General features: G+C 67.3%; 1 pseudogene. It reads right to left on the bottom strand.

Features of this window, described 5'->3' with window-relative positions:
• Window position 1: 1 nt before the first annotated feature.
• Window positions 2-202, bottom strand: a pseudogene (locus CFB18_RS10180) (FAD-binding oxidoreductase); the annotation flags it as partial.

Below are 202 nucleotides of genomic sequence, written 5' to 3'. Positions count from 1 at the left end.
ATTAGATCACGTTGTATTCCGCGGGCGGTGGGGAGGTCAGGAACCGCTCGTAACGCAGCGGGGCGATGTCCAGGGTGTGGGCCCGGCCGTCCAGGATCTCCTCCGCCATCAGCAGGCCGGCGATGGGGCCGTGCATCACCCCATGCCCGCTGAAACCCGCCACCACATAGAAGCCCTCCACCCCCGGGATGCGCCCGAGGAT

The sequence above is a fragment of the Thermoflexus hugenholtzii JAD2 genome (assembly GCF_900187885.1).
GTDB classification, from domain to species: Bacteria; Chloroflexota; Anaerolineae; order Thermoflexales; family Thermoflexaceae; genus Thermoflexus; species Thermoflexus hugenholtzii.
The sequence above is the reverse complement of the archived record's forward strand: the minus strand, read 5'-3'. Positions and strand labels throughout refer to the sequence as shown.